The sequence below is a fragment of the Phenylobacterium sp. genome, from assembly GCF_031360265.1.
Classification (GTDB): Bacteria; Pseudomonadota; Alphaproteobacteria; order Caulobacterales; family Caulobacteraceae; genus Phenylobacterium.
In genome coordinates, this window is sequence record NZ_JANMBF010000085.1 from 1 (window position 1) to 23,642 (window position 23,642).

General features: G+C 68.6%; 21 protein-coding genes and 1 pseudogene. 9 read left to right on the plus strand and 13 right to left on the minus strand.

Annotated elements, in window-relative coordinates:
* Positions 1–66 precede the first annotated feature (66 nt).
* Positions 67–1,239 carry an acetyl-CoA C-acyltransferase gene (locus tag RMN86_RS07740; RefSeq protein ID WP_309605261.1) on the minus strand — a complete coding sequence of 391 codons (1,173 nt, stop codon included), beginning with the start codon at positions 1,237–1,239 and terminating at the stop codon, positions 67–69.
* A gap of 146 nt (positions 1,240–1,385) precedes the next feature.
* On the opposite strand from RMN86_RS07740, the gene RMN86_RS07745 reads away from it, so the two are divergent.
* Together RMN86_RS07745 and argJ are read left to right on the plus strand one after the other, a co-directional pair.
* A complete protein-coding gene (locus RMN86_RS07745) occupies positions 1,386–2,354 on the plus strand; it encodes a peptidylprolyl isomerase (RefSeq protein WP_309605262.1) in 969 nt (322 codons plus the stop codon).
* On the plus strand, positions 2,351–3,769 hold the full coding sequence (gene argJ, locus RMN86_RS07750; protein ID WP_309605263.1) for a bifunctional glutamate N-acetyltransferase/amino-acid acetyltransferase ArgJ: 1,419 nt from the start codon (positions 2,351–2,353) through the stop codon (positions 3,767–3,769). Before RMN86_RS07745 ends, argJ begins: the two co-directional genes overlap by 4 nt.
* 142 nt (positions 3,770–3,911) lie before the next feature.
* On the opposite strand, the gene RMN86_RS07755 is transcribed toward argJ, so the two are convergent.
* From RMN86_RS07755 to RMN86_RS07775, 5 genes are all read right to left on the minus strand, one after another.
* Positions 3,912–4,535: a DUF1353 domain-containing protein gene (locus tag RMN86_RS07755; protein ID WP_309605264.1), complete on the minus strand. Its 624-nt coding sequence runs from the start codon at positions 4,533–4,535 to the stop codon at positions 3,912–3,914.
* Positions 4,536–4,633: 98 nt separating this feature from the next.
* On the minus strand, positions 4,634–5,425 hold the full coding sequence (locus RMN86_RS07760; protein WP_309605265.1) for a cyclase family protein: 792 nt from the start codon (positions 5,423–5,425) through the stop codon (positions 4,634–4,636).
* A 30-nt stretch (positions 5,426–5,455) separates the two neighbouring features.
* Positions 5,456–5,854, minus strand: coding sequence for a CHRD domain-containing protein (locus RMN86_RS07765; protein ID WP_309605266.1), 399 nt, complete (start codon positions 5,852–5,854; stop codon positions 5,456–5,458).
* Positions 5,855–5,935: 81 nt separating this feature from the next.
* A complete protein-coding gene (pip, locus tag RMN86_RS07770; protein ID WP_309605267.1) occupies positions 5,936–6,928 on the minus strand; it encodes a prolyl aminopeptidase in 993 nt (330 codons plus the stop codon).
* Positions 6,929–6,961: 33 nt separating this feature from the next.
* Positions 6,962–7,978 (minus strand): alpha/beta hydrolase, encoded by a 1,017-nt coding sequence (locus RMN86_RS07775; protein WP_309605268.1) that lies wholly within the window; start codon positions 7,976–7,978, stop codon positions 6,962–6,964.
* A gap of 115 nt (positions 7,979–8,093) precedes the next feature.
* On the opposite strand from RMN86_RS07775, the gene RMN86_RS07780 reads away from it, so the two are divergent.
* Positions 8,094–9,308 carry a multidrug effflux MFS transporter gene (locus tag RMN86_RS07780; RefSeq protein WP_309605269.1) on the plus strand — a complete coding sequence of 405 codons (1,215 nt, stop codon included), beginning with the start codon at positions 8,094–8,096 and terminating at the stop codon, positions 9,306–9,308.
* Here the strand turns inward: RMN86_RS07780 and RMN86_RS07785 are convergent.
* The 3 genes from RMN86_RS07785 to RMN86_RS07795 are packed head-to-tail and all read right to left on the minus strand — an operon-like array spanning position 9,305 to position 12,414.
* A complete protein-coding gene (locus RMN86_RS07785) occupies positions 9,305–9,682 on the minus strand; it encodes a DUF423 domain-containing protein (protein WP_309605270.1) in 378 nt (125 codons plus the stop codon). The genes RMN86_RS07780 and RMN86_RS07785 overlap by 4 nt on opposite strands.
* A 16-nt stretch (positions 9,683–9,698) precedes the next feature.
* A complete protein-coding gene (locus RMN86_RS07790) occupies positions 9,699–11,129 on the minus strand; it encodes an amidase family protein (RefSeq protein ID WP_309605271.1) in 1,431 nt (476 codons plus the stop codon).
* 4 nt (positions 11,130–11,133) lie between these two features.
* Entirely contained in the window at positions 11,134–12,414 is a 1,281-nt protein-coding gene (locus tag RMN86_RS07795; protein ID WP_309605272.1) for an aminotransferase class III-fold pyridoxal phosphate-dependent enzyme, read from the minus strand.
* A gap of 297 nt (positions 12,415–12,711) precedes the next feature.
* On the opposite strand from RMN86_RS07795, the gene RMN86_RS07800 reads away from it, so the two are divergent.
* Positions 12,712–13,215, plus strand: a complete 504-nt coding sequence (locus tag RMN86_RS07800; protein WP_309605273.1) for an AAA family ATPase — start codon at positions 12,712–12,714, stop codon at positions 13,213–13,215.
* A gap of 154 nt (positions 13,216–13,369) precedes the next feature.
* Here RMN86_RS07800 and RMN86_RS07805 read toward each other — a convergent pair whose 3' ends face one another.
* Entirely contained in the window at positions 13,370–14,203 is an 834-nt protein-coding gene (locus tag RMN86_RS07805) for a PEP-CTERM sorting domain-containing protein (protein ID WP_309605274.1), read from the minus strand.
* Positions 14,204–14,346: 143 nt separating this feature from the next.
* On the opposite strand from RMN86_RS07805, the gene RMN86_RS07810 reads away from it, so the two are divergent.
* The 4 genes from RMN86_RS07810 to RMN86_RS07825 all read left to right on the plus strand — a co-directional run bounded on the left by RMN86_RS07810 (position 14,347) and on the right by RMN86_RS07825 (position 18,496).
* Positions 14,347–15,516 carry a helix-turn-helix transcriptional regulator gene (locus RMN86_RS07810; protein WP_309605275.1) on the plus strand — a complete coding sequence of 390 codons (1,170 nt, stop codon included), beginning with the start codon at positions 14,347–14,349 and terminating at the stop codon, positions 15,514–15,516.
* A gap of 137 nt (positions 15,517–15,653) precedes the next feature.
* Positions 15,654–16,832, plus strand: coding sequence for an MFS transporter (locus RMN86_RS07815; RefSeq protein WP_309605276.1), 1,179 nt, complete (start codon positions 15,654–15,656; stop codon positions 16,830–16,832).
* Positions 16,833–16,913: 81 nt separating this feature from the next.
* Positions 16,914–17,930: an NAD(P)-dependent alcohol dehydrogenase gene (locus RMN86_RS07820; RefSeq protein ID WP_309605277.1), complete on the plus strand. Its 1,017-nt coding sequence runs from the start codon at positions 16,914–16,916 to the stop codon at positions 17,928–17,930.
* A gap of 11 nt (positions 17,931–17,941) precedes the next feature.
* Positions 17,942–18,496 (plus strand): VOC family protein, encoded by a 555-nt coding sequence (locus tag RMN86_RS07825; protein ID WP_309605278.1) that lies wholly within the window; start codon positions 17,942–17,944, stop codon positions 18,494–18,496.
* A gap of 11 nt (positions 18,497–18,507) precedes the next feature.
* Here RMN86_RS07825 and RMN86_RS07830 read toward each other — a convergent pair.
* Positions 18,508–19,434, minus strand: a pseudogene (locus RMN86_RS07830) (endonuclease/exonuclease/phosphatase family protein); the annotation flags it as partial.
* Positions 19,435–19,652: 218 nt separating this feature from the next.
* Here RMN86_RS07830 and RMN86_RS07835 point away from each other — a divergent pair.
* The gene (locus RMN86_RS07835; RefSeq protein ID WP_309605279.1) at positions 19,653–20,414 is read left to right on the plus strand and encodes a PEPxxWA-CTERM sorting domain-containing protein; all 762 of its coding nucleotides are present in this window, start codon (positions 19,653–19,655) and stop codon (positions 20,412–20,414) included.
* Positions 20,415–20,496: 82 nt separating this feature from the next.
* Here the strand turns inward: RMN86_RS07835 and cysN are convergent, their stop codons facing one another.
* Together cysN and cysD are read right to left on the minus strand one after the other, a co-directional pair.
* Positions 20,497–22,404, minus strand: coding sequence for a sulfate adenylyltransferase subunit CysN (gene cysN, locus RMN86_RS07840; RefSeq protein ID WP_309605280.1), 1,908 nt, complete (start codon positions 22,402–22,404; stop codon positions 20,497–20,499).
* Positions 22,405–22,461: 57 nt separating this feature from the next.
* Positions 22,462–23,403: a sulfate adenylyltransferase subunit CysD gene (cysD, locus tag RMN86_RS07845; protein ID WP_309605281.1), complete on the minus strand. Its 942-nt coding sequence runs from the start codon at positions 23,401–23,403 to the stop codon at positions 22,462–22,464.
* Positions 23,404–23,642: the final 239 nt, after the last annotated feature.

Here is a 23,642-nt window from a genome sequence, read left to right on the forward strand (position 1 = left end):
CGCAAAGAAAAAGGCCGGGACGATTCCGCCCCGGCCTTGTCCATTTCAATCAGGCAGACGCGCCGTTCAGTTGAAAACCTCGAACAAACCCGCGCCGCCCTGGCCGCCGCCGATGCACATCGTGACGACGGCGTACTTCGCCTTGCGGCGACGGCCTTCCTGCAGGATGTGGCCGGTGAGGCGCGCGCCCGTCATACCGAAGGGATGGCCGATGGCGATCGAGCCGCCATTGACGTTGTACTTGGCCGGATCGATGTGCAGCTGGTCGCGGCTGTAGAGGCACTGCGAGGCGAACGCCTCGTTGAGCTCCCACAGGTCGATGTCGTCGACCTTCAGGCCGAAGCGCTGCAGCAGGCGCGGCACCGCGAACACCGGGCCGATGCCCATCTCGTCCGGCTGGCAGCCGGCGGCGGTCCAGCCCATGAAGCGGCCCATCGGCTGCAAGCCGGCCTTCTCGGCCGCCTTGGCTTCCATCAGCACCACCGCGGCGGCGCCGTCGGAAAGCTGCGAAGCATTGCCGGCGGTGATGAAATTGCCTGGGCCCTTCACCGGCTCGAGCTTGGCGAGGCCCTCCATCGTCGTGTCGGGGCGATTGCACTCGTCGAGATCGACGACATAGTCGACGATGGTCTCTTCCTTGGTGTCCTTGTTGACCAGCTTCATCTTGGTTTTCATCGGGACGATCTCGTCGGCGAATTTTCCGGCCTGTTGCGCCGCGGCCATCCGGCGCTGGGATTCCAGGGAATACTCATCCTGGTACTCGCGGCTGAGATTGTAGCGTTCGGCGACGATGTCGGCGGTGTCGATCATCGGCATGAAGATCGCCGGATACATCCTGGCCAGCTCAGGATCGTTGTTGTCCTTGCCGGTCCCCATGTTGGGCATGGAGATGGTCTCCACCCCGCCGGCCACCACAACGTCAGCGCCGTCGTTGCGCACGAAGTTGGCGGCCATGCCGATGGTCTGCAGGCCCGAGGAGCAGAAGCGGTTGACGGTCACGCCCGAGGTGGTGATCGGCAGTCCGGCCAGAAGCCCGGCCTGGCGGGCGATATTGCCGCCGCCGTGGGCGACGTTGCCCATGAAGATGTCTTCCACGGCCGCGCCTTCGACGCCGGCCTTGGCGACGGCGTGCTTCACCGCGTGCGCGGCGATCGACACGGTCGGGGTGATGTTGAATCCGCCGCGCGCGGACTTGGCAAGTCCGGTCCTGGCGTAGGAGACGATAACGGCTTCGCGCATGGTAGATGATCCTCCCGGGAAAATTGATCTCAAGGCGCCTCAGGGTCCGGGCGCAGTCGGGGCAACCTTTGCATCCCGGAACTTAAATGGCTAGGGACGGGCGACGCCGCCGACGGCGTTTCCCATCCGCCTCAAGGGGGATCCGCATGGCCGTAGAACGGCGCAACCGTCTTGGCTCGGCGCTGCTGAGCGGTCTGCTGCTGGCCGTGGCGCTCAGCCTGGCGGCCTGCGGCAAGGGCGGCGGGGCGGAACATGCGCCGGAGCGCGGCGACAAGGCGGTGGCCAGGGTCAATGGCGAGACCGTCTGGTCCTCCGACGTCAAGCGCGAGGCGGTGGCGCAAAGCCTGATCGGCGAGGGCGAGCCGCTGGACGCCTCATCCGATCTGTTCCGCCGGGTGCTGGACGAGGTGGTCGATCAGAAGCTGCTGGCGGCCGAGGCGCTGAAGCGCAAGCTGGACAAGGATCCGCTGGCCCAGCGTCGGCTGGCCGCCGCGCGCGAGCGTATACTGGGCGATATGCTGGTGGAGGGCGTGGTCGCCGACGCGGTCAACGACAACGCCATCCGCGGCCTCTATCAGGAGCAGCTGAAGCTGGCCAAGCGGTCGGAGGAGATCCACGCGCGCCAGATCGTGCTGGCCACCGCGGCCGACGCCGAGGCGGTGAAGAAACTGCTGGCCTCCGGGGCGTCGTTCCAGGCCCTGGCGATGGAGCGGTCGCACGACGCCGCCACCCGCTTCAACGGCGGCGACCTGGGCTATTTCACCGTCGATGTGATGCCCGAGGCCTATGACGCGGCGCTCAAGGACGCCAAGGCCGGCGCCGTGGTGGGGCCGTTCGCGGTGGAGGGCGGTTTCGCGATCCTCAAGGTCGAGGACCGCCGGCTGGAACAGCCGATCACGCTCGAGGCCGCCCGGCCGCAGATCGTTCGCTTCCTGACCTACGACCAGATCCGTGATCTGCTGGAGAAGCTGCGCGGGCGCTCCAAGGTCGAGGTCCTGGTCAAGTCGGACAATCCGGGCCAGGCCCGCCCGCCGGCCGATGCGCCGAAGCTTGCGCCGCCGCCCGCCGCGCCGCCGCCGGCCGCGTCCGCGTCCGCCAAGGGAACCGGCAAATGACCCGCAAGCCCACTGCGAAGCCCCCCAACAAGCCTCCCGGAAAACCCGCCGCCAAGGTGCTGGAGGCCGCCACTCGCCCGGTCGAGGTTGTCGGTCAGACCCTGGAGCGCGCCTACAAGCAGGCGCGGAACTTCGCGGGCGGCGCACCGTCGTCGGCCGCGCCTTCGCCGGCGAAGGCCGCCTTGCCCGTGTCCCCCCTGGCCGTGGCGTTCCCAGCCATGCCGCCGATCGCCGGGGTGCGCATGGCCACCGCCCGGGCCGGGTTCTACAAGCACGAGCGCGACGACCTTTTGGTGATGACCTTTCCGATGGGGGCCAGCGCGGCCGGGGTGTTCACCCGCCATGGCGTCGGCTCCGCCCCGGTGGACTGGTGCAAACGGCATCTGGAGATGACCAAGGGTGAGGGCGTCCGCGCCCTGGTGGTCAACGCCGGCTGCGCCAATTCCTTCACCGGGCGGCCCGGCGCCGACGCGGTGCGTCGGGTCTGTTCGGCGGCGGCCAAGCGCTTCGACTGCCGCCAGCGCGACGTGATGGTGGCCTCCACCGGCGTGATCGGCGTGCTGCTGGACGACGCCAGGATCGTCCATCGCCTGCCCGACATCGAGCACAGGTTCACCGACGACGGCTGGGCCGGCGCGGCCCAGGCGATCATGACCACCGACACGTTTCCCAAGGGGGCGCACGCGGTGGCCGAGATCGACGGGGTGGAGGTCAGGATCAGCGGCATCGCCAAGGGGTCGGGGATGATCGCGCCGGATATGGCCACCATGCTGGCCTTCGTGGTCACCGACGCGGCGATTTCGCCCGGCGCCCTGCAGAACCTGGTCAGCCTCTATACCCGCTCGACCTTCAACGCGGTGACGGTGGACGGGGATCGCTCGACCAACGACACGCTGTTGCTGTTCGCCACCGGCCAGTCCGGCGCTGCGAAGATCAGCCGGGCCGGCGACCGGCGCCTGGCCGACTTCCGCGACAAGCTGGAGCAGGTGCTGATGGATCTCGCCCAACAGCTGGTCCGGGACGGCGAGGGCGCCGCTAAGTTCATCACGGTCACGGTCACGGGCGCGCAGACCCACGCCTCGGCGCGGAAGATCGCGCGGACCATCTGCGAGAGCCCGCTGGTCAAGACCGCCTTCGCCGGCGAGGACGCCAACTGGGGCCGCATCGTCATGGCGGTCGGGCGAGCAGATGAGCCAATGGACCGGGACTCGATGAGCGTGAAGTTCGGCGACCTGGTTGCGGCCCACGACGGCCTGGTCTCGCCCACCTACGACGAGGCGAAGATGAGCGCCTACATGAAGAATTCCGAGCTGGAGGTCAGCGTCGATGTCGGCGTCGGCCGCGCCGCCGCCACCATGTGGACCTGCGACCTCACCAAACGCTACGTCGAGATCAACGGGGACTATCGCAGCTGAGGCGTGGATCCCTCTTCGCCGGAGCGGCTAGACCCTGTCCCGGCTGACTTGGATCAAGTCAGCCGGGAAGGAACAGGGTCGTCGCTTATATCTGGAGCCCTTCTCCTCCACTCAGGTCGAGCCAACCTGAGCGCGAAGGGCTCTAGCTGCCCCAGCCTGCGGACCCGCCGACGCGGACGGCGGCCCAGATGATGTTGCGCGCCAAGGGGCCGACCCCGCGATCGGCCATGGCTTCGCGCAGGATTCCGTCGGCCTCGGCGCGGGTGTAGGGCTGCGGCCGCGCGATGCTGGCGGGATGGCCCTTCCAGACACCCGTCCCTTGGGTCCGATAGAGGAAGTCGTGGATCACGGCGGCCTTCACCCAGGGTCCGTCGGGCGGCAGCAGCGTCCAGGCCCAGCGTGGGATCGACGCCAGGTCGGTCACGAAGCCTGCTGGCGCCCTGATCAGATCGTCCTGTGCGCCGGCCCTATAGGTCAGGTCCTGCTGAAGCGCCCATAGACTGCGGCCCCCACGGATCGAGGGATGGTCCCTGTCGTCCAGCAGAACGAGGTAGAGCTTGCCCCCAAAGCGCTCCTTGCGGCCGCCGTCAGCCGCCTTCGGCGCCAGGGCCTCGCCGCGGAGCTCGGGAGGCGACGGCTCAAGCCCGGTTTGCGCGGACTCCGTCGTTGCAGCTTGCGGGACCGGAGCGGCCTGCAGGTCGCCGGCCCAGGACGCCGAAGCGCCCATTGCGACGGCCATGGCGATTCCGACGACAGTGCGGCGCATGGAGTCCTCGCAAGCTGCATTTTTCAATATTACCCGCTTTGCGCGAATGGCAAGGCGTGTAAGCAGCCTCCCGGCAATCGCCCTCGCAAGATTGCCGGTCACGCCTCGAAGATCGCCACGGCGCGGATCCAGCCGGCGCCGGCCGCCTTGATCTTCACCGGAAAGCACGAAATCTCGAACCCGAAGGGCGGCAGGGCGTCGAGGTTGGCCAGTTTCTCCATCTGATAGTAGCCGATCTCGCGGCCGGCCTTGTGGCCTTCCCAGATGATCTTCGGGTCGCGGGTCTCGGCCCAGCGCTTGGCGGTATGGACAAAGGGCGCGTCCCAGGACCAGCCGTCCGTGCCGACGATCTTCACCCCGCGTTCGGCCAGATAGAGCGTCGCCTCGCGCCCCATGCCGCAGCCGGAGGCCACATAGCCCTTCTGGCCATATTTGCCGCCGGCGCCGGTGTTGATGACCACGATGTCGAAGGCCTTGAGCGTGTAGCCGATCCGCGTCAGTTCGGCCTCGACGTCCTGGGCGGTGACCACGTAGCCGTCGGCGAAGTGGCGAAAATCGAGCTTTACGCCCGGTCTCTGGCACCAGTCCAGCGGCAGCTCGTCGATGGTCTCGGCGCGCCGCCCGCCGCCCGGCAGAGCCTCATCCTGCGTGGCGTGAAAGTGCCACGGCGCATCCATGTGGGTGCCGTTGTGGGTGGACAGTTGCAAGACCTCGACAGCCCAGCCCTGGCCGTCCAGCAGATCCGCCTGGGTCAGACCGGGGAAGGACGCGGCCAACCCCTTCCAGGACTCCTGGTGGTCGATGTAGCGGACCTTGGGCTCGGAGCCCGGCGGATCGGACTCGATGTCGGCCTCGATGGGTACCGAGAGATCGACGTAGCGACGGGCCATCGGAGGATTCCTTGGGTTCCCGCCACCTGGCTAGTGGATCAGGGTTCCGCGGATCTCGCCGCCGGGGTTGGCCGCGGTGTGGATATTGAAGTACCACCTGCCGGCGTTGAGGTCGGCGATCTGGGTGTCACTGAGCTGGGCCGCGCCCTTGATCGGGCTCGGCGTCACGACCACCGGCAGGACCGGCGGGCCGCTGGTGTTGGGGGCGATGGTCATGTGGAAGTGGGCGGCCACGGCCGGACCGGTAAGGTCCTTGTAGGTCACCGAATAGCTGAAGGTCTTGCCGTCCAGCATGGCCAGGACCTCGCCGGTCCCCTTGACGCCGTCAGCGCCCTTCAGGGTGGCGGTGTAGTGGCTCATCTGGGCGGTGGCGGCGCTTGCGGCCATCAGGCCGGCGACGGCGACGGCGGCGAACAGGGTGTGGCGCATCGAGTGATCTCCCTTGGTTCCGGGAACCCTCCCGGCTGATACAACAGATGTGCGCCGGCGCGGAGCCGCGCGCAACGCCTGCTAGACTGACAACGCCTGGTCGGTGGCCCGCACAAGGGCGTCGATGATGCCGGGCTCGGTCGACGCGTGGCCGGCGTCCCACACGACCTCGAAGCGGGCGCCGGGCCAGGCGGTCTTCAGCTTCCACGCGGATTCCATCGGGGTGACCACGTCGAAGCGGCCCTGGACGATCCAGCCCGGGATGGATTTCAGCTTGGCGGCGTTGTTCAGCACCCAGCCTTCCTCGGGGAAAAAGCCGTGGTTGGCGAAGAAGTGGCACTCGATGCGGGCGAACGCGATGGCGAAATCGATCTCGTTGAACTTCGAGGGCCTGGCCTCCGGCCCACGGATCGAGATGGTGTCGCCCTCCCACTGGCTCCAGGCGGCGGCGGCCTCGGCCTGAACCCGGCGGTCGGGATGGGTCAGCCGCTTATGGTAGGCGCCGATCATGTCGCCGCGCTCGGCCAGCGGGATCGGCGCGCAGAACCTGGCCCAGGCGTCGGGAAACAGCATGCAGGCGCCGTCCTGGTAGAACCAGGCGAGCTCGCGTTCGGTGAGCAGAAACACCCCACGCAGCACCAGGCTCTCCACGCGCTCGGGATGGACGATGGCGTAGGCCAGGGCCAGGGTTGAGCCCCACGAACCGCCGAACACGCACCATTTCTCTACGCCCAGATGCACCCGCAGCCGTTCGATGTCGCCGATCAGGGTCCAGGTGGTGTTGTCCTCGAGGCTGGCGTTGGGCCGGCTCTTGCCGCAGCCGCGCTGGTCGAACAGCGCCATCCGCCATTTCGCCGGATCGAAGAACCGGCGCATGGTCGGGTTGATCGCCCCGCCCGGGCCGCCGTGCAGGATCACGCAGGGTTTGCCGTTCGGCGCGCCGCATTCCTCGTAGTAGATCTCGTGGGCCCCATCGGCCGGCAGCCAGCCGGAGGCGATGGGCTCGTTGTCCGAAAACAGGCCGCGCCGGTTGGCGGCGGTCGAGACGGCGGGCGGGGGCGTGCTGCGTTCCATATGAGCCAATCTACTGTGGGAAGCGGCTGATATCTAAGTGGGAAAACGTCTGGCCAGCCAGTCCAGGATGATGCGGTTCACATCGTCAGGTTTCTCCTGCTGCGTCCAGTGGCCGGACTCCCTGACCAGCGCCTTCTCCAGGTCGGCGACATAGGCTTCCATGCCGTCGGCGGCCGAGGGCGGCAGGACCGCGTCCTTCTCGGCCATCACCATCAGCCCCGGAACCCGCACCTGCTGGTCGACCCCCTCGGACATCGCCCAGTTGCGCGTGAAGTTGCGGTACCAGTTGATGCCGCCGGTGAAGCCGGTGCGCCGGAAGCTTTCCACGAACACCGCCATTTCCTCGGCGCTGAGCAGCTCGGGGCGGGGATCGACCGCTGGATCGTAGAGTTTGAGCATGTCGATCAGGGCGAAGGTCGAGGTCGGCGGGGTCTCGTCGGGCCGTCCCGAGAAGTTGGCCGACAGGCCGCCGCTGGCCGCCGGGGTCTCCGGCGCCGGCCTGCGCATGAAGAAGCCCATGGCCTTGGCCACATCGGCGTCCAGCACCGCGTCGGCCTCGCCGGGCTTCTGAAAATGCACGATGTACATATCCTCGCCGAAGCGGCTGCGCATGATCGCGATCGGGTCGGCGGGGGCGCGCGCCATGAACGGGGTGTTGAGGCCGATCACGCCGGCCACGCGGTCGGGGTGCAGCAGCGGCATCTGCCAGACGATGATGCCGCCCCAGTCATGGCCGCAGAAGATCGCTTTCGCGACGCCCAGGTGATCCAGCAGACCCACCAGGTCGCCGGTGAGGTGGGCGAGGTCGTAGTCGGTGACCGCCTCGGGCCGCGAAGTCAGGCCATAGCCGCGCTGGTCCGGCGCGATCACCCAGCGGCCGGCGGCGGCCAGCGCCGTGATCTGGTGACGCCAGGAAAAGGCCAGTTCCGGGAAGCCGTGGCACAGCACGACCGGCACGCCCTGGCGGGGACCGGCTTCGTAGTAGGCCATCTCGATGCCGTTGACCTTGGCGCGCTGCACGGTCGGCATCTGGCTGTCGAGGGCGGACATGGGCGGTGGCTCCGGGGCTGGGCGGTCACCTTTGCAACAAAACCGCGCCCGCTGGAACGGGGAAGACCGGCTGGAGCGGAGAAGACAGGGGCGCGAAACCGGCTAAGAGGACGCCATGCCGGTCACGCCACAGCCCGAACGCACGCCCTGGGGCCTGGTGGTGCTGCTGGGCTCGCTGACGGCCATGGGGCCTCTGGGCATCGACATGTACCTGCCCAGCCTGCCGGCGCTGGCGGTGGACCTGCACGCCTCGCCCAGCCAGACCCAGACCACCATGGCCGCCTTTCTCGCCGGCATGGCCGCGGGCCAGATGTTCTATGGGCCGGCCGCCGACCGGCTGGGCCGCCGCGCGCCGATCCTGCTGGGCGTGGTGATCTTCGTGGCTGCTTCGGCAGCCTGCGCGCTGGCCGTATCGCCCGGGACGCTGATCGCCGCGCGGTTCGTCCAGGCGGTGGGCGCCTGCGCCGGCGGGGTGGTGTCGCGCGCCGTGGTCCGCGACCGCTTCGGCCACACCGAGACCGCGCGGATGCTGTCGCTGCTGATGCTGATCATGGGCCTGGCGCCGATCCTGGCGCCGTTGCTGGGCAGCGCCCTGCTGAGCTTTGGCGGCTGGCGGCTGACCTTCTGGTTCATGGTCGCCTTCGGCCTGGCGGTCGGCCTCGCCGGTTTCCTGGGCCTGAAGGAATCGCGCAGCGCCGAGACCACCGCCCACGCCCGCACCGAAAACCCGCTGCAGGCCTATCTCGCCCTGCTGCGCGAACCGCGCCTTGTCGGCTATGCCCTGGCTGGCGCCCTGAACGGCGCGACGCTGTTCACCTATGTCGCCTCGTCTCCCGGATTGCTGATCAAGACCTACGGCTTCTCGCCGGCGGCGTTCGGCTGGGTGTTCGGGTTGAACGCGGTGGGCATCATCGGCGGCAATCAGGTGAACCGCATCCTGCTGCGCCAGCGCACGCCCGACGAGGTGCTGGCCCGGTCCAGCCTGATCGCCGCGGGACTGGGGGTGGTGCTGCTGGCCGCCACGATGACCGGCATCGGCGAGCGATGGAGCGTGCTGGGGCTGCTGTTCGCGCTGCTCGCCACCTACGGGTTCATCCAGGGCAACACCATGGCCGGCGCCTTGAACGTCGACCCGCGCCGGGCGGGCTCGGTCTCGGCGCTGATGGGCGGCGCGTCCTTCAGCATGGGCGCCCTGGCGTCGGCGGCGGTGGGTCTGCTGCATGACGGGACCCCAAGGCCGATGGCCGCGGTGATGCTGGTCGCCATGGTCGGATCCGCCGCGGCGTTGCACCTGCTGGCCCTGCCCAGGCCGGGCACGACATCCGCTTAGGCCGGGTCCACCCCGCGCGCGGCCCAGGCCAGGATCGCCCAGCCGACCAGGAAGCAGAGCCCGCCGATCGGCGTCACCGCGCCCAGCCAGCGCGGGGCGCCCAGCGCCATGGCGTAGAGCGAGCCCGAGAACAGCAGCACGCCCGACAGGAAGAACGCCGGGGCGAACCGCGCGCGCCGGGCGCCGATCTGCATAAAGGTGGCGCAGGCGAACGTCGCCATGGCGTGCATGAAGCCGTACATCGACCCGGTCTTCAGCCACTCGGCCGCCTTGGGATCGGTGACCCCGTGGGCGGCAAAGGCGCCGATCGCCACGGCCAGGAAACCGCCCAGCGCCGCCAGGGTCATCCAACTTCGGCGGGTCCAGAGCGCCATCAGCCCCCGACTCCCACTAACCCCAGACCTGGGGCCGGCGGTCCTTCCAGGGGGCCTCCTTCTCCAGCTGGGCGGCCAGCCGGAACAGGGTCGTCTCATCGGCGTAGCGGGCGGTGAACATCATGCCGATCGGCAGGCCGGCTGTGTCCATCTCCAGTGGCAGCGACAGCGACGGCTGGCCGGAGAAGTTGAAGGGCGGGGTGAAGGGGAAGGTGCGACCCTGGCGCCGGTTCACCTCCCGGGGCTCCAGGTTCACCGGGTCGATGAAGCCGATCTGCGGCACCGGCGTGCCCAGCACCGGCGTCAGATAGACGTCGATGTCCTTGAAGAAGGCCAGCGTCGAGCGGTTGAGCATGCGGATTTCCTGCATCGACCGCATGACGTCGGCGCCGGTCTGGCGACGGCCGGCCTTCAGCGTGGCCCAGGTCAGCGGCTCCAGCTCGTCAGGCTCCGGCTCGCGGCCGACCTGGTCGATCAGCCGGGCCATGCCGGCGGCGAAATTGGCCGCCGCCGACGGTCCGCGCGCGGCGAACAGCGCGCGATAGTCGATGCCGAGGCCCTTTTCGATCACCTCGTGGCCGAGGCCCTTCAGCAGGGCGGCGGTGCGTTCCAGGGCCACCTGGATTTCCGGCTCGATGGGCCGCCCGGACGGGGTTTCCGACGACCAGGCGATCCTAAGCCTGCCGGGGCCGCGGGTGATTTCCTCGACATAGGGCCGGTCCTTGGGCGGCTGCGGGTAGGGCGCGCCGGGCTCGGCGTAGCCGGTGGCGTCCAGCATGGCGGCTGAATCGCGCACCGTGCGGGTGACCACATGGTCGACCACATTGCCCATGGCGTAGTCGAAGCCGTCGGGCAGGTTCGGGTTGCGGTCGCGCGTCACCTTCAGGCCGACGAGCCCGCAGCAGGCGGCCGGAATGCGGATCGAGCCCAGGCCGTCGGAGGCATGCGCCATGGGCACGATGCCCGCCGCCACCGCCGAGGCGGCGCCGCCGGACGAGCCGCCGGCGATGTGGCCGGGGTTCCAGGGGTTGCGACAGGGGCCCAGGTGGGCGCTCTCGGTGGTGCCGGTGATGCCGTACTCCGGCGTATTGGTCTTGCCGAGCGGGATGACGCCGGCCTGCCGATAGCGGCGGGTCAGGCCGCAGTCCTCGGTATCGACGATGCCCCGGGCGAACCTGCTCCCATGGCTGCGCGGCCAGCCAGCCACCGGCATGCCCAGGTCCTTGATCAGGAAGGGCACGCCCTTGAACGGCCCGTCGGGCAGGTCGCCCGCAGCCCACTTCCGAGCGTCGTCGTAACCCTTGTAGACCACGGCGTTGAGGGTCGGGTTGTGCCGTTCGATGCGTTCGATGGCGGCCTCGGTGAGTTCCAGCGCCGTCACCGCCTTCTTGGCGACCAGCTCGGCCAGGCCCAGGCCGTCGTAGTCGGAGTAGTCGGGCATTTCCATGGGATTACCTCGTGCCGCCGGTGGTCAGGAACGCCAGCTTGGGAACCGGCGAAAGGGTGGGGGCCTGGCGCTTCAGCGCCGCGAACGCGCCCTCGGCGGCGTCCAGCGCGGTCTCGATGTCGGCCTCCGTCATGGCCGCGCAGAGGAACATGTTGTGCCAGGGGTGGGTATAGACGCCGCGCTCCAGCATCTCGCTGGCGAAGCAGAAGCCGCGCCGCAGGTCCGGGTCCTCGTCGAACAGGAACAGCGGCATGGTCACTGGCCCGGTCTGGCGCAGCGAGAAGCCGGCGGCCGTCGCGCGTTCGCCCAGGCCGGCGCGCAGGCGCTCGCCCAGGGCGACGATCCGCTCCAGATAATCGGTGTCGCGCACCAGGCGCAGGGTCTCCAGCGCCGCGGCCATGGGCGCGGCCTGATACCAGAACGAGCCTGTGACATAGATCGTCGCGGCCGCCTTGCGGGCCTTGTCGTTGCCCAACAGCGCCGAAAGGCCGTGGCCGTTGGCGATGCACTTGCCCCAGGTCGAGAGGTCCGGCTGGACGCCGATCCTCGACCAGGAACAATCGCGGGCCAGCCTCAGGCCGGCGCGGACATCGTCCACCACCAGCAGGGCGCCGGTGGCGTCGCATAGCGCCCGCGCGCGGCGGGCATAGGCCGGATCCGGCTCGGCCTGGTCGATGAAGGCGTCGTGCTTGAACGGCGCGGCGAAGATGCAGGCCAGGTCGTCGCCGGCCTGGGCGACGGCGGCCTCCAGGCTGGCGACATCGTTGTAGTCACAGACGATCTGGTGGCTCCGGTCGCTGTCGAGGGTCCCGGCCGGGCGAGGCACGCACCAGGGCGCCGCGCCGTGATAGGCGCCCTTGGCCCGGATGACGATGCGCCGCCGAGTGTGGGCGCGCGCGGTGGTCAGCGCCATGGTGGTGGCGTCGGTGCCGTTCTTGCAGAACATCGCCCAGTCGGCGTGGCCGACCAGGGCCACGAAGGCCTCGGCCAGCTCGACGATCAGGGCGGTGGGGCCGGTCAGGGTGTCGCCAAGGCCCAGTTGCCGGACATAGGCCGCGTCGATCCCCGGGTTGGCATAGCCGAACAGGTTCGGGCCATAGGCGCACATCAGGTCGAGGTAGCGCCGTCCGTCGACATCCCAGATGTGGGCGCCGTCTCCGCGCGCGAAGAACTGCGGATAGTCGTCGGGCAACAGGCCGGTCGACTGGTGGCCGTACATGCCGCCGGGGATCACCGCGGCGGCGCGCGCGCGCAGTTCACGATCGCGGCTGTTGGCGCCTATCATCTCGGCCTCCCTGATCACTGATCGGACATTACGCGAGGCTGCGCCCGCGTCCATCGCGAGTCCGACTTGATCAACCGCGGAGATTGCGAAGATACGCGGAGGCTTCCGGTGTGACCCGGCCTATCCGCGTATCTCGGCGATCTCCGCGGTTTCATGACCCTCCGCCCACAGCGGAGGAGGACGCTCACCTCGAGCCGCGCCAGGCGGGGTCGTCGTACTCCCTGGGAGCGCTTGCCCAGCCGTTGGCGATATCGGAAGCCTCCGGATGCCCAAGCGCCAGACACCCGGTACGCACCCTTGGCGAAATTGATCGTCATGGCGGGACTGCCCGCGGCAGGGAAATCGAGCATCGCGCGCGAGTTGGCGGCGCGGCTTGAGGCTATGTGGCTTCGCGTCGACACAATGGACCAAGCCATCTGGGCCTCCGGCACAGCGCCGGCGGACCTCAAGGACTGGACCTATCGCGCCGCCCAGGCGGTGGCGGCGGATAACCTGGCCCTGGGACGTGACGTGATCGCCGACTGCGTGAACGATTGGCCATCCACGCGAGAGCGATGGCGCGAGGTCGCTCGACAAGTCGGCTCCAAGATTTTCTGGCTGGAAGTGGTTTGCAGCGATCCCGTGGAACACCGGCTGAGAGTTGAAACGAGGACGAGTGACATCCCTGGTATGCTCATGCCGGACTGGAATGCGGTGTTGGCCCGAGAGTACGCGCCTTGGGATCGCGACCACACCACGATCAAAACCGCGCATCGAACCCTCGCCGAGTGGGTGACGGTGGCGCTTTCCGCCTTGGCTTGAGGCGATGTCACGCCCGGGGCTTGCCCCCTCCACCACGCCCTCTGCGGGGCGCGGTCCCCCTCCCGCCGCTTTGCGGGGGAGGTAGGGCGACAGGCTTGTCGCGTTGCAGCGCCGCTGGGGTTCGCCGGATGGGCGGTGGTCTGGTTCTCCGGCGTCAGGAGGGCAGGCGGAGCAGGTCACGGGCGATTGAGCGGCGCCGGCGAAGGGCTGCTCCGGCCATTCCCAAACCGCCAGCCAACAACACCCAGGCCGCCGGCTCCGGCACGCCCGCCGCACCCGGTTCACGGTTGAGGACGCCCTCGCTGAGAACCAGAGAGATTTCCGGATGCAGCGCCGCGAAACCCGGGTCGATCGAGATGATGGGATCGACAAAGGCCATGGCCGAGCCAAAGGTGAAGGAGTCGCTGCTGATCGCCCGCGCAGCCATGTAGATTGAGTTTTCCGCGTAGCCCAGGGTGTAGAAGGCAAAGTGCCGGGTCACATCAAGGCTGTACACCCCGGTGGTGCCGCCAACCTGGGTGCTGTCATTGTAGATTGAACCGCGAAGGAACGGGGCGACGGGCCCGCGGAAGACCAGAAACTGTCCGTCCGCCACGCCGAAATCCTTGGCGGACAGGGTCATCTTGTAGGTGATCGAGAGCGGGATCACCTCGCTAGGGTCGCCGCCGACGAAGGCGAAGCTATAGCTGAGTGAGGCTCTGCCCTCGCCGCCGCCCGTACCGGGTCCGCAGAAGCAGGCCGGACCCTGGCCCGCCGCGCTGACGAACGGCGTGATGGTCGAAAGGTTGCCCGCAGAAGTCGATCCGAAGCCCTTGTAGTCGAGATGGTCGTCGTAGCCGCCGGTCCCCGTGTGGGACGAGCCCCCAACACCAAACCGTTGAGTGGCGCTCACCGTGCCCGTCGCAGTTGCGAGCGGAAAACCGCTCGCCAGCGCTGGTTGCGCCGCCGCTATCAACACCGCACCGAGACCAATACTCGCAAAGCGCATAGTCCACCTCCACGCCACGGACCTCGCTCCGAACTCCGGTCGCGGCCCGATCCTGGCGACAAGCTTAGGCGGCGAAGACCGCGGCCGCATGATCAAATCTGATCAAGCGGCTGGCGAAATTTGACCTTTGCCGACGCCCGGTCATGCTGGGCGACGCGCGGGTCGTCGTGTTGTGCTGCGATCCTCTGGTGCTGGGTGGCGGCGTGGATCAGCAGCTGATCGACCACATTTATGAATGCGCCTTCTTCCCCGGCGAATGGCCGAGCGTCCTGGATGCATTGTCGCAGATCGCCGATGCGCGTGGAGGCTGCCTGCTCACCGCTCACACCTCTGTGCTGAACTGGACCACGTCGGCCAGCATGATCGAGGTTTGGGACGCGCTGATCGAAAAGAACCTTCTGGCCTGTGGCGAGCGATTCCGTCGCCTGGTGGAACTGCAGCATGCCGGCTTCCTGACCGACCAGGACGGCTATGCCAACGAGGCGGAAATGGCCGCCGATCCGCTCTACCGCGATCTGCTATGGCCAATGGGCTTGGGCTGGGCGACCGCCACCGCCGTCCCATTGCCGACCGGCGACACGATTGTCCTGACCCTTGAGCGATTCCGGTCGCGGGGGCCGGTCGAGCCCGATGTGGTTGAGCAGCTGGACGTCCTGCGGCCCCACCTAGCCCGCAGCGCCCTGCTCTCGGCCCGGCTGCAGCTTGAGCGGGCCAGGGCCGCCAGTGAGACCTTGGCCCTGCTCGGCCTTCCGGCGCTGGTGTTCGATTCCGTGGGTCGAGTGGTGGCCGCCAACAGCCTCATCGAAGACCTCGGCCTTCAGGTGCACTGGCGTGCCGGCGACCGCATCGCCTTGGGCGATCCTGCCGCGGACGCCCAACTACAGGTGGTGGTCGCCGCCCTCGGTCAAGGGCGGCCAGGGGGCGCAGCCCGGTCCTTCGCCGTGCGCGGGGCGGACGCGCGCGCCTCGCTGGTGGCCCACGTCGTCCCGGTCCGCGGCCATGCGCGCGACATCTTCGTCCATGGCGCGGGCGTGCTCGTGCTCACGCCCGTGACCCTGCCTCAGGCATTGCCCGTGGAGTTGGTGCGTTCGTTGTTTGACCTGACGCCGGCCGAGGCTCGCGTTGCCCGTGGTCTGGGCGCCGGCCAATCGGTGGAGGAGATCGCCGAAGCCAGCGGCCTATCGGCGACGACGATCCGCAATCAACTGCGCGGCGTACTGGAGAAGACCGGCTGTCGTCGCCAAGCCGAGATGGTCGCCCTGCTCGGGGGCTTGGCCAGCGCCCGTTTCGGCGCCGGGGATGCGGGACCTTAGCCGATCGCGGCTTTCCAACTCGCGGCCTGTCTGAGTTTGGAGCTTCAAACTTCCCACCATCGCAATTTCCGCCCATGTCGGCCGACTTGCTACCTCGGAAGGGTGCGACTCGCGGGCCTCTCCCGTAGAACGCCCGGATGTCGCTCCCCCTGCGCCTTGGCCTCTTCTACGGGGCGATCTTCATTGGCACGGGGGTGGCGTCGCCCTATCTGCCGGTGTGGTTCGCCCATCATGGGCTGTCGGGCAGCCGGATCGGGTTGATCCTGTCCTTGCCAATGCTGGCGCGGGCGGTCACCGCGCCGTTGCTGGCGGTCTGGGCCGACAGTTTCACCTTGAGGCGCACGCCATTGATCCTGGTGGCCGCGGCGGTGACCGTCGCCTACGCCGCGATGGCGCTGCCGCTGGGGTTTGTCGGGTGGGCGGTGGTCTGGTTCGCCGCGTCGTCGATGTATTCGACCCTGTCGCCGCTCGCCGACGTGATCGCGCTGGCCCGCGCGCGTCGCGACGGGTTCAACTTCGGCTGGCCAAGGGGCATCGGCTCGGCCGCCTTCATCGTCGGCAACCTGGGCATGGGCGCGATCCTCAGCCGCGGATCGCCGGAGTTCGTGCTGGTCTGGATGGTGGCCGCGGTGGCCGCCACCGGGCTGGCCGCCCGGCTGCTGTTGCCGCCCGACCCGGTGCAGGCGCAGGGCCATGCCGCCCAGCCGTTGGCCGCCCAGCCGTTGGCCGAGCGGATGGCGGGCCTGGGCGGATTGCTGCGCGACCCGGTGTTCATGACCGTGGCGGTCTCCGCCGGCCTGATCCAGTCGGCCCACGCTTTCTACTATGGATTCTCGACGCTGGCCTGGAAGCGGCAGGGGATCGGGGAGGGCATGACCGGCGTACTCTGGGCGGTCGGCGTGGCGACCGAGATCGGCTTCATGTGGTTCCTGGAGCCCTGGCGGCGGCGGATCGGGCCGCGCAACCTGCTGGTGCTGGGCGGGGTCGCGGCGATCGTGCGGTGGAGCGCGCTGGCGCTCTCGCCGCCGCTGTGGCTGCTGTTTCCGCTGCAGATGCTGCATGCGCTCAGCTACGCGGCGACCTTCTTTGCCTCCCTATTGCTGGTGGAGCGCCTGTCGACGCCCGCCAACGCCTCGGCGGCGCAGTCGCTGAACTCGGCGCTGTCGGGCGGGGTGTTCGCCGGGATCGCCACCCTGATCTCGGGCTGGCTGTTCGACCGCGCCGGCGCCCACGGCTACCTGCTGATGGCGGCGATGTCGGCGGCGGGCCTGGCCGGAGCGCTCAGGCTCTATGGGATGCAGCGGCTGGACGACTGAAGCGCCCTGACGCCAGGGCGCCCTTGCCCAGGGCCGCCCGGGCGCGCCAATGATGCCACCAAAGCCATTGGAGATCAGGACATGCGCGCGCTCAGCGTCTCGGAGCCCTGGGGGATCGACCAGATCGCGGTGATCGAGGCGCCGGACCCGGCGCCCGGTCCCGGCGAAGTGCTGGTGCGCATGCGGGCGGTGTCGCTGAACTATCGCGACCTCCTGATGGTCCAGGGAATGTATGCGCGCGGCCCGGCCATGGGCGGGCCGATCACCCCCTTCTCGGACGGCTGCGGCGTCGTCGAGGCGGTGGGCGAGGGTGTCACGCGGGTGACGGTGGGCGACCGGGTGGCGACGCTGTTCTTCCAGCGCTGGATCTCCGGGCCGCCGACGCTCGCGGGACTGGTCTCGGCGCTGGGATTTCCGATTCCCGGGGCGGGGTCGGAGTTGCAGACCTTCAGCGAGCAGGGCGTCTCCAAGGTTCCGGCGTTCCTCAGCGACCAGCAGGTGGCGACCCTGCCCTGCGCGGCGCTGACGGCGTGGCGGGGGCTGTTCGAGGACGCCCGGCTGCAGCCGGGCGATACGGTGGTGTTGCAGGGCACCGGCGGGGTCTCGATCTTCGGCCTGCAGTTCGCCCATGCGGCGGGATTCAGGACAGTGGTCACCTCGTCGTCGGACGACAAGCTGGCGCGGGCCAAGGCGCTGGGGGCCGATCATCTGGTGAACTATAGGACCACGCCGGCCTGGTCCGGACCGGTGCGCGAGGCCACCGGCGGCGTGGGCGCGGACTTCATCATGGAGGTCGGCGGGGGCGGGACCATCCAGGAGAGCATGAAGGCCGTGCGGATCGGCGGTCACATCGCCATCATCGGGGTGGTCGCCGGCGCCGGCGAGGCGTTCAACCCGGCCAGCCTGATCGGCAATTCGGCGAAGCTGCAGGGCCTGTCGGTGGGTTCGCGCGACATGTTCGAGGCCATGTGCCGGGCCATCGAGCTGCACAGGATTGGCCCGGTGGTCGATAAGGTCTATCCGTTCACGCAGGCGAAGGCAGCGTTCGCGGCGATGGCCGGCGGCGAGCATTTCGGCAAGATCGTTCTGGAATTCTGAGGGTGAACCCCATGCAGACCAAGGGCATCAACCATCTCGCGCTGGTCTGTCGCGACATGGCCGAGACGGTCAAGTTCTATACCGAGGCGCTGGGCATGCCGCTGGTCAAGACCGTGGGTCTGCCGGACGGCGGGCAGCACTTCTTCTTCGATTGCGGCGGCGAGTCGCTGCTGGCGTTCTTCTGGTGGCCCGATACGCCGCCGCAGGCGCCGGGCGTGGCCTCGGTGAAGCATTTCCCCAGCGAGCCCAAGACCGCGGTGGGCTCAATGAACCACGTCGCCTTCCACCTGGACGAAGGCGAGCTGGAAGCCTCGGTCGCACGGCTGCAGGCGGCCGGCGTCGAGGTCTCGGTGCCGATGGTGGTCAATCACGACGACAGCCCGATGGGCGTGGCGGCGGCGGTGCACGAGGGCGTCTGGGTGCGCTCGGTCTATTTCCGCGACCCCAACGGGATCATGCTGGAGTTCGCCGCCGTGCTGCGCGACTTCACCGCCGCCGACGTCGCCCACGCGCCGGCGCGCGCTGTCGGGGCCGCTATGGGGGCCAGGGTGACGACCACGGGATAGTGATCCGATCCCAGGCGCGGCCCGCGCCGGACGCTCACCGTCGCCCAGCCGGCGCCGGCATAGACGTGGTCGATCGGCAGGAACGGGAAGGGGGCCGCGACGCCCCGGACCCCGACTCCATCGGCGGGCCAGGAGGCCAGCGCGCGGTCGCGCCGCAGCAGTCCGAAGGCCCGGTCGTCGGCCCGGCGGGTGAAGGACCAGGGCGTCGAGTTGAAGTCTCCGGCCAGGATGGTCCGGTCGCGGGGGAGTTCGGCCAGCACCCGGCGCATGTCCAGGCTCTGGCCGCGATGGATGGCCCGCGTGGGCCAGGTGAAGTGGGTGACCACCGCCTCGAAGGGTCCGCTGGCGCTCGCATAGGTGGCGTTGACCCAGACCAGCTTCGAGCCCGGCCCGACCGTGGGGCGGCGCATGACCAGGTAGGGAGCCGGGGTGAAGATCATCGCGGTCGTGGCGGCGCCGGCCACATGCCAGCCGGTCCGGGCGAGGATGGCGTCACGTAAGGCCGGGGTGGCTTCCTCGATCATCACGACATCGGGCCGTTCGGCGACCAGCCAGTCGACGATCCCGGCCCGTCGCGGATTGTCGCGCGAGGCGTTGAACTGGATGATCTTCAGCTGTCCGGGCGCTGCGGGCGGCGCCACGGGACCGGTCGATCGCAGGAATTCCGGGGCGATCAACAGCGCGCCCGCGGCCAGGGCGATGGTGGCCAGGAGGGTCGCGTGCACGAGGTTGGACCGTCTGCCCCTGGCCGCCAGGGCGACGCCGACGACCGCACCGAGACCCCAAAGCGGCGCCAGGTGGGTCAGCACGTCAAGCCGGGCGCTGAAGGCGCCGCCCAATGACAGCAGGCCAAGGCCCGCGCAGATCGCGCCCAGCGCCAGGCCGGCCGCGGCGATCCAGGGCGCCGGGGACTTCACCTTGGCGTGGCGCCGCGGCATTGCGCTAAGGCCAAGCTTGCGCGCCCCAGGAGGCCGCTAGGCGCCCGTTTGCGTATCAGATAGAGTGCAACTGGCCTCCTTTGGGAGGCAGATCGGCTCACGTGAATTAAAATTTCGCCTCCTGCGTGCACTCGTTTGACTCGTTGAATGCGAAATTGGATAACACAAACTTACTAAGGCTGATCGTGATCTGGACAGGGTTGAGGAGTGAACACCGTATGAAACTTAAGACAATTTCGGCCATTGCGGCCGTGATGGCGGTGAGCAGCAGCGCCCATGCCGCTGTCAACCTTGTCGTGAATGGCGGGTTCGAAACCAGCTCGCAGAAGTTCGCGCACGAATTCGGGGCTTCCTGGGTCTACGGTCAGACCCTGCTCGGCTGGACCTCGCCGTCCGTGAAGGCCTTCAACGTGTGGGAGCCCAACGGGACGGTGGCGACGACCATCAATGCCCGCGACCGCTTCAATCCAACCGGCAGCACCGTAACCGGAGCTCAGGGCCAGTATCTCTGGAAGCTTCCGCCGGTTCCCGATCCCGACGGCGGCGCCTTTGTGGTGCTGGATGGCGACACCAGCGCCAACGGTCCGCTTCAGCAGATGATCAACGGTCTGAAGATCGGCAAGGTCTACACGCTGTCGTTCGACTGGGCGGTCGCGCAATACAAGAGCCGTGTCGGCGCCACGACCGAGAAGCTGAAGGTCGATTTCGGCGCGGACACCTTCACCACCGCGATCGTCTCGAACCCCAGCAAGGATGCGCAGGGCTGGTTCACGGTGACCCACAGGTTCACCGCCACGAGCACCAGCCAGCTGCTGTCGTTCCTCTCGATCGGCACCCCGCTGGGCCTGCCCCCGGCGGCCCTGCTGGATGGCGTTTCGCTGACCACGGTGCCGGAGCCGACCTCCTGGGCGATGATGATCCTGGGCTTCTTCGGTCTGGGCGCGGTGCTTCGCCGCCGTCGGGTCGCCGTCACGGCCTGATCCAGGCCGAGCGTACAAGACAAGAGAGCCCCGGTTCGCGCCGGGGCTCTTTTTCTTTGCGCCGACGGCAGGGCGGCGCCCGTCAGATCACCGGATCGAACCCGCCGCCCTCCAGCCAGTCGAAAATCCGCTCGGCGGCCTGCTCGGGCGTGGCCCGGGTGGTGTCGATGCGGATCTCCGGCGCCTCCGGCGCCTCGTAGGGCGAATCCACGCCGGTGAAGTTCTTCAGCTCGCCGGCGCGGGCCTTGGCGTAGAGCCCCTTGACGTCGCGCCGTTCCGCCTCGGCGATCGGCGTGTCGATGAACACCTCGACGAACTCGCGGTCGCCCATCAGGTCGCGGGCCATCTGCCGCTCGGCGCGGAACGGCGAGATGAACGAGACCAGCACGATCAGGCCGGCGTCGACCATCAGCTTGGCGACCTCGGCGACGCGCCGGATGTTCTCGACCCGGTCGGCCTCGGTGAAGCCCAGGTCCTTGTTGAGGCCGTGACGGACATTGTCGCCGTCGAGCAGGTAGGTGTGGCGGCCTTCGGCGGCCAGGCGCTTTTCCACCAGGTTGGCGATGGTCGACTTGCCCGCGCCGGACAGGCCGGTCAGCCAGACGACGCGCGCCTTTTGCCCCTTGCCCGCGGCGCGCGCGGTCTTGTCCACGTCCATCGCCTGCCAGTGGATGTTCTGGCTGCGGCGCAGCGCGAAGTGCAGCATTCCGGCCGCCACCGTGCGGTTGGAAATCCGGTCGATCAGGATGAAGCCGCCCAGGTCGTGACTGCGCGCATAGGGGTCGAAGGCGATGGGGGCGTCGAGCGACAGGTTGCAGACGCCGATCTCGTTCAGCTCGAGGCGGCGCGCGGCCAGGTGCTCCAGGGTGTTGACGTTGACCTTGAACTTGGGTTCGGAGACCTGGGCCGCGACGGTGCGCGCGCCCAGCTTCATCAGATAGGGCCGGCCCGGCAGCATGGCCTCTTCGTCAAACCACACCAGCGTCGCCTCGAACTGGTCGGCGACGGCCGGCGGACTGGCGGCGGCGGCCAGCACGTCGCCGCGGCTGATGTCGATCTCGTCGGCCAGGGTCAGGGTGACGGACTGGCCGGCCACGGCCTGCGGCAGGTCGCCGGTCAGGGTGACGATGCGGTCGACCGTGCTCTCCCGGCCCGAGGGCAGGGCCTTGATCCTGTCGCCGGGGCGGATGACGCCCGACGCGATCATCCCGGAAAAGCCGCGGAAATCGAGGTTGGGCCGATTGACCCACTGGACCGGCAGGCGGAACGGCGCGCCGCGCAGGTCGTCCTCCACCGGCGCGGCCTCCAGCCAGCGCAGCAGGGGCGGGCCGGCATACCAGGGCGCAAGCGCGCTGGGCTCGGTGATGTTCTCGCCGCGCAGGGCCGACATCGGGATGGCGGTGAATTCGCGCACGCCGATCTGGTCGGCGAAGGCGCGGTATTGGTTGACGATTTCGTCGAAGCGGGCCTGGCTCCAATCCACCAGGTCCATCTTGTTGACCGCCAGCACGATGTGGCGGATGCCCAGCAGGTTCACCAGGTAGCTGTGCCTACGGGTCTGGGTCAGCACGCCCTTGCGCGCGTCGATCAGGATCACCGCGGCGTCGGCGGTCGAGGCGCCGGTGACCATGTTGCGAGTGTATTGTTCATGGCCCGGGGTGTCGGCGACAATGAACTTGCGCTTGTCGGTGGAGAAGAAGCGGTAGGCGACGTCGATGGTGATGCCCTGCTCACGCTCGGCGGCCAGCCCGTCCACCAGCAGGGCGAAGTCGATCTCGCCGCCCTGGGTGCCGACCTTGCGGGAATCCGCCTCCAGCGCCGCCAGCTGGTCCTCGAAGATCATCTTGGAGTCGTAGAGCAGGCGGCCGATCAGCGTCGACTTGCCGTCGTCCACCGAGCCGCAGGTGAGGAACCGCAGCAGCGACTTGTGCTGGTGGGCGTGGAGATAGGCCTCGATGTCCTCGGCGATGAGGTCGGAGACGTGGGCCATTCTACCTCCCCCGTCGCGGAGCGACGGCGCGAGGTAGACGGGGGGCGATGAGGGCCATCAGAAGTACCCCTCCTGCTTCTTCTTTTCCATCGAGGCGGCCTGGTCGTGGTCGATGACCCGGCCCTGGCGCTCCGAGGTGGTGGCCAGCAGCATCTCCTGGATGATCTCGGGAAGGGTGGCCGCCGTCGACTCGATGGCGCCGGTCAGCGGGAAGTCGCCCTGGGTGCGGAAGCGGATCGAGCGCATCTGCGGGACCTCGCCGGGCAGCAGCCGCATGCGCTCGTCATCGACCATGATCAGGTTGCCGTCGCGCTCCACCACCGGACGGACCCCGGCGAAATAGAGCGGCACGATGGGGATGTCCTCCAGGTAGATGTATTGCCAGATGTCGAGCTCGGTCCAGTTGGAGATCGGGAAGGCCCGGAAGGTCTCTCCCGGACCCTTGCGGGTGTTGTAGAGCCGCCAGAGCTCCGGGCGTTGCAGCTTGGGATCCCAGCGGTGCTGGGCCGAGCGGAACGACAGGATGCGTTCCTTGGCCCGGGACTTCTCCTCGTCGCGCCGGCCGCCGCCGAAGGCCGCGTCGAAGCCGTGCTGTTCGATGGCCTGCTTCAGCCCCTCGGTCTTCCACATGTCGGTGTGCAGCGCGCCATGGTCGAAGGGGTTGATCCCCCGCGCCTGGGCTTCCGGGTTCTTGTGGACGATCAGGTCCATGCCGCTCTCGCGCGCCATACGTTCGCGCATGGCGTACATGGCGCGGAACTTCCAGGTGGTGTCGACGTGCAGCAGCGGGAACGGCGGCCTGGACGGATAGAAGGCCTTCTGGGCGAGGCGCAGCATCACCGCGGAATCCTTGCCGATGGAATAGAGCATCACCGGGTTCTCACACTCCGCCACGACTTCGCGGAAGATGTGGATGCTCTCGGCTTCCAGGCGTTGCAGGTGGGTAAGCATGGGCGCGGGCTTCGTGGCTGCGGGGTCGGGCGCGACGCGGGCGTCCATCAGCGGACCTTATAGCAAAGTTCGAAAAAGCAGCCCCTTGGGAAGGCTTGCAACAGCCGGGCAGGCCGAGGGGTGACTTAAAGACGACCGGCGACCCGGGCAAGGCGATGGCGCCCCAGGAATTCTGTGCGCGTCCACAGCGGATGTGGCGCGGCGGCGTTGGCGCCCCACCGTCAAGGCGACGCGTCACAGCTGCGCGCTTGGCGGGCGATGCGGGCGTGTGCAACATGCCAGCCAAG

Bases quoted from the DNA above. Each gene is read 5' to 3' on its own strand.
- RMN86_RS07780 (WP_309605269.1), top strand. From the start codon at position 8,094: ATGCCGGTCACGCCACAGCCCGAACGCACGCCCTGGGGCCTGGTGGTG.
- RMN86_RS07805 (WP_309605274.1), bottom strand. From the start codon at position 14,203: ATGCGCTTTGCGAGTATTGGTCTCGGTGCGGTGTTGATAGCGGCGGCG.
- RMN86_RS07795 (WP_309605272.1), bottom strand. From the start codon at position 12,414: ATGATAGGCGCCAACAGCCGCGATCGTGAACTGCGCGCGCGCGCCGCC.
- cysN (WP_309605280.1), bottom strand. From the start codon at position 22,404: ATGGCCCACGTCTCCGACCTCATCGCCGAGGACATCGAGGCCTATCTC.
- RMN86_RS07740 (WP_309605261.1), bottom strand. From the start codon at position 1,239: ATGCGCGAAGCCGTTATCGTCTCCTACGCCAGGACCGGACTTGCCAAG.
- RMN86_RS07815 (WP_309605276.1), top strand. From the start codon at position 15,654: ATGTCGCTCCCCCTGCGCCTTGGCCTCTTCTACGGGGCGATCTTCATT.
- RMN86_RS07820 (WP_309605277.1), top strand. From the start codon at position 16,914: ATGCGCGCGCTCAGCGTCTCGGAGCCCTGGGGGATCGACCAGATCGCG.
- RMN86_RS07825 (WP_309605278.1), top strand. From the start codon at position 17,942: ATGCAGACCAAGGGCATCAACCATCTCGCGCTGGTCTGTCGCGACATG.
- argJ (WP_309605263.1), top strand. From the start codon at position 2,351: ATGACCCGCAAGCCCACTGCGAAGCCCCCCAACAAGCCTCCCGGAAAA.
- RMN86_RS07785 (WP_309605270.1), bottom strand. From the start codon at position 9,682: ATGGCGCTCTGGACCCGCCGAAGTTGGATGACCCTGGCGGCGCTGGGC.
- RMN86_RS07810 (WP_309605275.1), top strand. From the start codon at position 14,347: ATGCTGGGCGACGCGCGGGTCGTCGTGTTGTGCTGCGATCCTCTGGTG.
- RMN86_RS07835 (WP_309605279.1), top strand. From the start codon at position 19,653: ATGAAACTTAAGACAATTTCGGCCATTGCGGCCGTGATGGCGGTGAGC.
- cysD (WP_309605281.1), bottom strand. From the start codon at position 23,403: ATGGACGCCCGCGTCGCGCCCGACCCCGCAGCCACGAAGCCCGCGCCC.
- RMN86_RS07755 (WP_309605264.1), bottom strand. From the start codon at position 4,535: ATGCGCCGCACTGTCGTCGGAATCGCCATGGCCGTCGCAATGGGCGCT.
- RMN86_RS07775 (WP_309605268.1), bottom strand. From the start codon at position 7,978: ATGTCCGCCCTCGACAGCCAGATGCCGACCGTGCAGCGCGCCAAGGTC.
- RMN86_RS07745 (WP_309605262.1), top strand. From the start codon at position 1,386: ATGGCCGTAGAACGGCGCAACCGTCTTGGCTCGGCGCTGCTGAGCGGT.
- RMN86_RS07760 (WP_309605265.1), bottom strand. From the start codon at position 5,425: ATGGCCCGTCGCTACGTCGATCTCTCGGTACCCATCGAGGCCGACATC.
- pip (WP_309605267.1), bottom strand. From the start codon at position 6,928: ATGGAACGCAGCACGCCCCCGCCCGCCGTCTCGACCGCCGCCAACCGG.
- RMN86_RS07790 (WP_309605271.1), bottom strand. From the start codon at position 11,129: ATGGAAATGCCCGACTACTCCGACTACGACGGCCTGGGCCTGGCCGAG.
- RMN86_RS07765 (WP_309605266.1), bottom strand. From the start codon at position 5,854: ATGCGCCACACCCTGTTCGCCGCCGTCGCCGTCGCCGGCCTGATGGCC.